Origin of the sequence: Saccharopolyspora sp. (assembly GCF_017434145.1) — a bacterium.
GTDB lineage: Bacteria > Actinomycetota > Actinomycetes > Mycobacteriales > Pseudonocardiaceae > Saccharopolyspora_C > Saccharopolyspora_C galaxeae.
Genome location: NZ_JAFRFW010000681.1, coordinates 1 through 6,611 on the forward strand (window position 1 = coordinate 1; position 6,611 = coordinate 6,611).

Genomic DNA, 6,611 nt, shown 5'->3' on the forward strand with positions numbered 1-6,611 from the left:
CACCTCGCAGGCCCTCACCGGGCGCGGCGGGCGACGCATCCAGCAGCGTGCCTACAGCTATCGCGCCGACGGGTTCCTCTCCCGCATCGAGGACCAGCTCACCGGCAACCGCACCTTCGACCTCGACCAGGTCGGGCGCGTGACCACGGTCCACGGCTCCGGCTGGACCGAACGCTACGCCTACGACGCGGCGGGCAACATCACCGAGGGGGCGTGGCCGGCACCCACCGACTCGCCCGACTCCGAAGCACTCGGAGACCGCGAGTACAACGGCACCCTCATCCGCCGCGCGGGCAAAGTCCGCTACGAGCACGACGCCCAAGGCCGCATGACCCTGCGCCAGCAAAAACGCCTCTCCGAAAAACCCGCCACCTGGCACTACACCTGGGACACTGACGACCGCATGACCGGCGTCACCACCCCCGACGGCACCCGCTGGCACTACCACTACGACCCACTCGGCCGCCGCATCGCCAAGCAACACCTCGGCCCGAACGACGACGTCATCGAACGCATCGACTTCACCTGGGACGGACCCGCCCTCGCCGAACAAACCCACAAAACACGGCACAACGAAGCAAGGAACACGGTCTGGGAGTACGAGCCCGGCAGTTTTCGACCCTTAACTCAGCATCATCGCTCCCCACTTCGCGAAGCACCCCAGCAGTGGATCGACGAACAATTCCACGCGATAGTCACAGACGTGGTCGGATCCCCGTCAGAATTGGTGGACGACAGGGGCGCGGTAGCGTGGTTCCACAGGACGACGCTTTGGGGAGAGCCACTCGATGAAGAAGGCGGTGGTGTCACGATGCCACTGCGGTTCCCCGGCCAGTACGCAGATCGGGAAACAGCCTTCAACTACAACTACCAGCGTCACTACAGTCCCGCTTTGGGCAGGTATGCGAGCTCGGACCCGTTGGGGCTTGCGCCAGGACCGAACCCGTATCGATATGTGTTCAATCCAAACTCGGAAATCGACCCTCTTGGATTGACGCCATGCGGACTCAAGTACGTTACCTACATCAAGTCGAATCCGACAACCGGCGCGGTGTACTCCGGTCGCGCACGCGGTACTGGCGCTCCCGAGGACATCGTTGCGGCGCGGGACGCTGGGCACCATATGGATGAGCATGGATTCGGTCCGGCGCAGCTGGACAAGTTCGCCGATGCGAATTTGCCGTTCGTGCAGCGGCACCAGGACTTAGCATACCAGATGATCAGGGGCAGGGAGCAGAATCTCATCGACTTCTTCGGTGGTGCACAATCAGCAGGAGGGACGTCCGGGAATGCGATCCGCGGGATCGCCGAGGACAACCCGCTGCGGCAAACTTTCATGGACGCTGCGAGAGGCCAATGGGGCTTGCAGTAAACTAGGGACATCGACATTACTTGATCGGGGTGAGCATGAAGCGGATATCATTCTCGCCGGGTCAGCTTTTTGAAGTTCCGGCCGGCGATGACGACCACGCCTTCGGCCTGATGCTGGAGAAATCGCCGTACTGGGCCTTCTATGACAGGGAGGCCAATTTTGATGAGGCTGGACGCCCTGCCGATGACCCGATGTTCATTGTTGCAGTGGCGAAGTCGGCATACTCCTCCGGCAAGTGGGGCGAGCCGATCCGGAAGTTGCCCAACCAGGCCCTTCCGCCGATACCTCGATTTTTTCGACAGGATCCAATATCAGGCGATTGCGATATATTCGACCCGTCCGGAGGGTCGGATGAGGGGACTTCGGCGGCCCCGGAAGACTGTATCGGACTCGAGCGTTATGCAGTTTGGTCCGCGGAACATGTGGTCTCACGGATAGCTGATACTTACGCGGGCCGCCCCAATTCTTTTACCGAATCGATGCGGGTGAAGTTCTGACGCTTCCCGCAAAAGCGAGCAATTCCGTTTCTTTCCGGAACGCCGCGAGAGCCTCCGGGGGCAGCATACGCATATCGCGAGATTTCGTTACAGTCCGATAAGAACAGCAGAGGGCTGGTGTTGCCAGCGACGGAAACGATCTGCGGATATCCGATACGGCGACTCGTGCTGGGGCGGGTGGGCGGCGACAGCCGTCGGAACCGTCGCGGGAGCTGGCCCGGTCGCGGATCCGACTGGAGTCCTATCGTGCTCATCGCCGACGATCCAGTGCGTTGCTTCCAGCGTTAGGTACCGGACCACCACACCAACCGCCGAGCGCCGCGCCGCTCAGGGCTTCCGGCCGATGGCGCCGATGTGCAGGGCGTGTGCCGGGTTCTGCGGGTCCGGGAAGTCCTCGTCCGGTCGCCATTGGTTGTTCGGCACCAGGCCGGGTTCGATCAGTTCGAGGCCGTCGAAGTAGTGCAACTGCTGCTCGCGGGTGCGGAAGCAGTTCGAGCCCATGCCGCCTTCGGCGAACGCGCGGGCGAGGTCTCGGGCGTGCGGCTCGCCGGTGTCGCAGGTGTTCGAGGCCATCAGGTAGCCGCCCGAGGGCAGCCGGTCGCGGATGCGGGCGGCGACGCCGTCCGGGTCCTCCTCGGCTTCGAGGTGCATGAGGATTCCGCCGAGCAGCACGGCGAACGGCCGGTCCGGGTCGATCAGCCGACGGGTCTCGGGGTCGTCGAAGATCGCGTCCGGGTCGCGCAGGTCCGCGTGGATGAGACCGGTGGTCTCGTCGGCGGGCAGCAACGCGCGCCCGTGCGCGAGCACGATCGGGTCGTTGTCGGTGTAGAGCACCCGGACTTCCGGATCGATGCGCTGCGCGACCTCGTGCACGTTGCCCGCGGTGGGCAGGCCGGAGCCGATGTCGACGAGCTGGCGCACACCGACCTCGCCGACCAGGTACCGCACCGCCCTGCGCAGGAACGCGCGGTTGGCCTTCGCCAGCAGCGGTGTCTCCGGGACCGCCTCGAGCATCGTCCGGCACGACTGCCGATCCGCCTCGTAGTGGTCCTTCCCGCCGAGCAGGTAGTCGTAGACCCGCGCGATCGAAGGAACGCTCGTGTCGATCTGCGACGGGACCGGCGCCCGCCCGCTGGAAAGCCGGGAAAAGACCGGGTCGCTCACGTCCACCACCTGTTGCTCGTACCGCGGGCAGAGTGTCGATCATAGAACGGATCACCGCGCCGTCTCGACACTGCGTGCCACATCGCCCGAAATGCCGAGAACGACCGCCGGCGAGCAATTCGCTACCGCTCGCAGCCGGTGCCCCGGGTCGCGAGCCACCTATCCTTGGACCAGCCGCGACGCGGGGGGTCGACAGGTGAGCAGCTGCCAGGACGAACCCGAGGATCCGCTGCTGGCAGGGGTCGTTCCCGCAGCGGAGCGGCGGATCTGGCTGTTGCTGGACGCCGGCCGCTTCGAGGAGGCCGAAGCCGCGTTCGACCGCATACCGGCCGCGCCGGACGAGACCGGATACGCCCCGGCCGTGGTCCTGGTGAACCGGGCGCTGCTGGCCGCGCGGCTGGACCGCATCCCGCGGACGATCCAGCTGGCCGCCGAAGGGTGGTCCCGGCTCGACATGGAAAGCGCAGACGACGCGAGCTCGGCGCACGCGGTCGGGATGCTCGGTTATCTACTGGCGTCGGTGGGCAGCCACGAGTCCGCGGTGGCGATGGGCACCTCGGCGGTGCGGCTGGCCCGCCGCTGCGGTGATCCCGACACCTTGGCGCACTGCCTGCTGCGCGAGGCGGGCACGCGGCTGGCCGGGTTGATCGACGACCCCGACGCCACCCGCGCCGATTTCACCGCGGTGCAGGCGCTCTGCGAGGAATCGCTGTCGCTGGCCTCGCCGAGCCAGACCCGCCGCCGGGCGCTGACCACGCGCGCGCGGGTGCTGGCCAGCTTGGACTCCCTGGAGGAGGCCGAGAGCCGCGCCACGCGAGCACTCGAGCTCAGCCGCCGGACGGAGGACTGCTACACGCTGTCGTTCGCGAACCGCGTCCTCGTGGAGGTCCGCAAGCGCCAGGGGCGCCTGCACGAAGCCAGGGCCTTCGCCGACCGGGCGGTGGACGCGGTGCAGCGCACTCGCGAATACCGGCTGTTCCGCCGGTTCTCGTGGCAGCTGGCGACGCTGTGCCGGGAGCTGGACGACCCGGCAGGCGAGGCCGCCGCGCTGCACCGCATGATCGGGGCCGGGCGCACGACCGTGCGCGCCTTGCACGAGGGTCTCGGGCAGGCGCTGGAACAGCGCCACCTGTCCATGCGGGAGCAGCGGCGCGAAGAGGCCGCGCGGAAGGCGGCCGACCGCGACCCGCTGACCGGCCTGCTCAACCGCCGGGGCCTGGAGCACCGCGCGACGGTGCTGTTCGACCGGGCCGGGGGAACCGTCGTGCCGTGGCTGGTGCTGATCGACGTCGACCACTTCAAGGACATCAACGACCGCGCGGGACACGCCGCGGGCGATCGGACGCTGCAGGAGATGAGCAGGCTGCTGCGGCGCGAATGCCGCGATCAGGACCTGGTGTGCAGGTGGTCGGGTGACGAGTTCGTCGTGCTGGCCGTCGACAGCCGCGCGGCGGGCTGCCCACCGGCAGGTGCGGCCGCGGCGGAACGGATCCGGCGCCGCGTCGGCGAACACGACTGGCGCGGTGTTCTCGGCGACAGCGCGGCCGGTGCGGAGGTGACCGTGAGCATCGGCGTGGCTTCCGCGGCAGGCGCGCTGCCAGACCTCGTGCAAGCTGCCGACAACGCGCTGTACCGGGCGAAGCGGGAAGGCCGGAACCGCATCGGCACCGCCGCGCGATCCGCGGGCTGACGCCGCGGTTTGCCGCCCTCGGCGGCGTGGGTAGCGTCGGCGCGGAACCTGCGGGAAGGAGGTCCGGGCCGTGTCCGCAACCCCGACGATCGCGCTGCCCTCCGGCGAGGTGATCCCGGCGCTGGGCCAGGGCACCTGGGGCTGGGCCGAGCGCCCCGAGCGCCGCGAAGGCGAGATCGATGCGCTGCACGCCGGAATCGACCTGGGCATGACGCTGGTCGACACCGCGGAGATGTACGGCGACGGCGCGGCCGAGGAACTGCTCGGTTCGGCACTCGGCGGCCGCCGCGACGAGGTCTTCCTCGTCGACAAGGTGCTGCCGCAGCACGCCACGAAGCAGGGCGTGATCGACGCCTGCGAGCGGAGCCTGCGGCGGCTGCGAACCGACCGCATCGACCTGTACCTGCTGCACTGGCGCGGCCGGACACCGCTGGAAGAAACGCTGGAGGCGTTCGCCGAGCTGGTGCGGTCCGGCCGGATCCGGTATTGGGGCGTGAGCAACTTCGACCCCGAGGACATGTCCGAGCTCGCCCGCACCCGCGGCGGCGAAGGCGTCGGCACCGACCAGGTGCTCTACAACCTCACCCGCCGCGGCGTCGAGTACGACCTGCTGCCGTGGTGCAGGCAGCGCGAGTTGCCGGTGATGGCCTACTCCCCGATCGAACAGGGCCGGATGCTGGATTCGCCCGCGCTGCGGCAGGTGGCCGAGCGCCACGACGCGAGCCCCGCGCAGATCGGGCTGGCCTGGCTGCTGCGCAACGAGGGCGTCTGCGCCATCCCACGCGCGAGCAGCCGGGCGCACGTGCAGGAGAACCACGCGGCGCTGCGGTTGCGGCTGTCCGAACAGGACTTCGCCGAACTCGACGAGGCGTTCCCGCCGCCGACGAGCCCGCAGCCGCTCGAAGTGCTCTGAGAACCCGAACCGGCTCTCCGCGACGGGTTTGCACCACCCGGCGCTGGGGAATGTTCGCGCGGAAAGCACTCGCCGATCAGTACCGGCGAGGCGACGACCGAACTTGAACGAGGACTCCAACATGGCCAACACCAACCGGGTACTGATCATCGTCACGAGCGTCGGCGAGTACGAGAAGGCCGGATTCCGCACCGGGCTGTGGCTCGGCGAGCTGACCCACTTCTACGACGTGGTCGAACAGGCCGGATACGAACCCGTCATCGCCAGCATCGCGGGCGGACATGTGCCCATCGACCCGGAAAGCCTGTCCCACGACGTGCTCGGCGAGCTGGGCACCGACCGGCGCTACGCCGACCGGCAGTTCATGGACCAGCTGCGCGAGACCAGGTCCGTGGCCGAGGTCGACCCGGCCCACTACGACGCGATCTACCTCACCGGCGGCCACGGCGTGATGTTCGACTTCGCCCAGAGCGACCGGCTGGCCGGGCTGCTGCGGGAGTTCCACGAGTCCGGCAAGGTCGTCTCCGCGGTCTGCCACGGCCCGTGCGGGCTGCTCGGCGCGCAGCTTTCCGACGGGCGGTACCTGGTCGACGGCAAGGACGTCACCGGCTTCTCATGGCCGGAGGAAGAACTGGCGCAACGCGACCGGGCCGTGCCCTACAGCCTGCAGGACGAGCTCAAGCAGCGGGGCGCCGAGTATTCGACGGCCGAGCAGCCCTTCGCCACGTACGTTCGCGAGGACGACCGGTTGATCACCGGCCAGAACCCCGGTAGCGCCAAGGCCGTCGCCGAGGCAGTGGTCGCCAAGCTGCGCTGACCGCGGTCGCATCGGCGCCGCGCGAGTTAGTCGATCCCCGCCGCGGGACACCCTCGGCACGGGAGCGGCCGTGCTGCCCGGCCGCCGCCGGAAGGAGGGGGATGGGCGGGTTCAGCGAACGCCGGCGACGCTTCCGGCGGTGCGGGGTGCGTCCGTGA

The 6,611-nt window shown here is 68.4% G+C and carries 6 protein-coding genes; 5 read left to right on the top strand and 1 reads right to left on the bottom strand.

The window, feature by feature from the left end; all coding sequences use genetic code 11:
• Nucleotides 1–1,372: RHS repeat-associated core domain-containing protein (locus IJH84_RS18625; protein ID WP_295146766.1), on the top strand; the 1,372-nt coding region annotated here is incomplete at its 5' end.
• 29 nt (nt 1,373–1,401) lie between these two features.
• On the top strand, nt 1,402–1,869 hold the full coding sequence (locus tag IJH84_RS18630; RefSeq protein ID WP_295146768.1) for a hypothetical protein: 468 nt from the start codon (nt 1,402–1,404) through the stop codon (nt 1,867–1,869).
• A gap of 327 nt (nt 1,870–2,196) precedes the next feature.
• Here IJH84_RS18630 and IJH84_RS18635 read toward each other — a convergent pair whose 3' ends face one another.
• On the bottom strand, nt 2,197–3,033 hold the full coding sequence (locus IJH84_RS18635) for an SAM-dependent methyltransferase (RefSeq protein ID WP_295146770.1): 837 nt from the start codon (nt 3,031–3,033) through the stop codon (nt 2,197–2,199).
• Between the two features lie 196 nt (nt 3,034–3,229).
• Between IJH84_RS18635 and IJH84_RS18640 the strand changes: the two genes are divergently transcribed.
• The 3 genes from IJH84_RS18640 to IJH84_RS18650 all read left to right on the top strand — a co-directional run bounded on the left by IJH84_RS18640 (nt 3,230) and on the right by IJH84_RS18650 (nt 6,453).
• Entirely contained in the window at nt 3,230–4,723 is a 1,494-nt protein-coding gene (locus tag IJH84_RS18640; protein WP_295146772.1) for a GGDEF domain-containing protein, read from the top strand.
• Between the two features lie 70 nt (nt 4,724–4,793).
• Nucleotides 4,794–5,636 (top strand): aldo/keto reductase, encoded by an 843-nt coding sequence (locus IJH84_RS18645; RefSeq protein ID WP_295146774.1) that lies wholly within the window; start codon nt 4,794–4,796, stop codon nt 5,634–5,636.
• Between the two features lie 121 nt (nt 5,637–5,757).
• Nucleotides 5,758–6,453 (top strand): type 1 glutamine amidotransferase domain-containing protein, encoded by a 696-nt coding sequence (locus tag IJH84_RS18650; protein ID WP_200070424.1) that lies wholly within the window; start codon nt 5,758–5,760, stop codon nt 6,451–6,453.
• The last annotated feature ends 158 nt before the right edge of the window (nt 6,454–6,611 follow it).